The 1371-nt window shown below is 69.2% G+C and carries 3 protein-coding genes; all 3 read right to left on the reverse strand.

Annotated features, from left to right (window positions below; genetic code table 11):
- Positions 1–186: 186 nt before the first annotated feature.
- A complete protein-coding gene (locus tag AC1DYN_RS32535; RefSeq protein ID WP_477966933.1) occupies positions 187–408 on the reverse strand; it encodes a DUF4880 domain-containing protein in 222 nt (73 codons plus the stop codon).
- Between the two features lie 31 nt (positions 409–439).
- Positions 440–958, reverse strand: coding sequence for a sigma-70 family RNA polymerase sigma factor (locus tag AC1DYN_RS32540; RefSeq protein WP_477966935.1), 519 nt, complete (start codon positions 956–958; stop codon positions 440–442).
- 111 nt (positions 959–1069) lie between these two features.
- The coding region (locus tag AC1DYN_RS32545) for a response regulator (RefSeq protein ID WP_477966937.1) at positions 1070–1371 on the reverse strand (302 nt) is incomplete at its 5' end.

A 1371-nucleotide genomic window follows, 5' to 3' on the forward strand; every position in this document is an offset into this window, starting at 1 on the left:
GACTGTTTGACCACAGCGAGCGCAGCGAGCGGCGGGAGTTTCGGCGACGGGCCTTGAAAGCAGGCAGCGCAGGGAAGTCCTCGCCCCCAGGGGCGAGGACCGCCCCATCCGGCGCGCCCCAGCCTGCCCGCACGCGCCTTTGCTCGCTCCGAAGCGGAAACAGAAACCCCGGATTGAATATCCGGGCTACCCGACCGAGGGATCCTCGTTGACCGGCGGCACCAGGCCGCCGAGCAGCCACAGGCGCGAGGCCTTCTGGTGTGCGGCCAGGTGGCGGGCGTCGTCGTCGAGCCAGCGCATCAACTCGTCGCGCTGGTCCTCGCTCAGCGGCTGTTCGTGCTCGCGGAGCACCCAGCGCCAGGCGGTCTGCCACACGGGGTCGTCGCTTTCGGGGTTGTCGGTGCTCATCGGGCCGGATTCTAGGACCCGCCCCGCGCGGCTACTCGGTATCGAGCAGGTGCCGGCACCCCGCCAGCGCCTGCACCGCATCGCGGATCATCGTGTTGACCAGCGCCGCCGACACGCCCAGCCGCTCGCCGATCGCGCGCTGCGTCAGCCCGCCGACGCGGTACATCTCGAAGGCCTGGCGCGTGCGCGCCGGCAGCCTGCCGAGCACCGCATCGACGATCACCAGGTTCTGCCGGTTGATCGCGTACTGCTCCGGCGTGCCCTGCTGCGCCGCCACGTGCTCGCCGCTCTCGCCGTCGGCGAACACGCCCGCCTCCAGCATCAGCCGGCGCCGGCAGTCGATCGCCAGGTTGCGCACCACCTGGAAGCAATAGCCCACCGGCTGCTGCACCGGCAGGCTGGCCGAGACGTCGGACAGTTTCAGGAACGCCTCCTGCACCACGTCTTCCGCCAGCTCGCGCCGGCCGGTGATCTTGTGCGCCAGCCCTTGCAGCTTGGCACGGTGCGCGACGAACGCACCCCCCAGGCCCGCAGGCTCGTTGCTGGTCATTGACACGCTCTACCCCCTGAAGCTCATCGTTGTTGTTGCGAATGATTCGCATTTTGGTGGTTTGCGTCAAGGGATGGCCTATGGCCCTTGACGAGTCGGGGTCTGGCTTGTTCAGGCCAACAACTGCAGCAGCGTGTCCATGTCGACCGGCTTCACCAGGTGCTCGTCGAAGCCGTGTGCGGCCGATTTGACCCGGTCCTCGGCCTGCCCGTAGCCGGTCAGCGCGATCAGCCGCAGCGACTTGCGCCCGTCTCTCGCGCGGATGCGCTGCGCGAGCTCGTAGCCGTCCATCACCGGCAGGCYGATGTCGAGCACCGCGATGTCGACGCGCTCGGTCTCCAGCAGTTGCAGTGCCGACGGCCCGTCGTGCGCGACCACCGGCACGTGGCCCAGCGCGTCGAGCAGCGTGGCCA

It is taken from the genome of Rhizobacter sp. P2_D12 (assembly GCF_056404395.1).

Bases quoted from the DNA above. Each gene is read 5' to 3' on its own strand.
- AC1DYN_RS32540 (WP_477966935.1), bottom strand. From the start codon at position 958: ATGACCAGCAACGAGCCTGCGGGCCTGGGGGGTGCGTTCGTCGCGCAC.
- AC1DYN_RS32535 (WP_477966933.1), bottom strand. From the start codon at position 408: ATGAGCACCGACAACCCCGAAAGCGACGACCCCGTGTGGCAGACCGCC.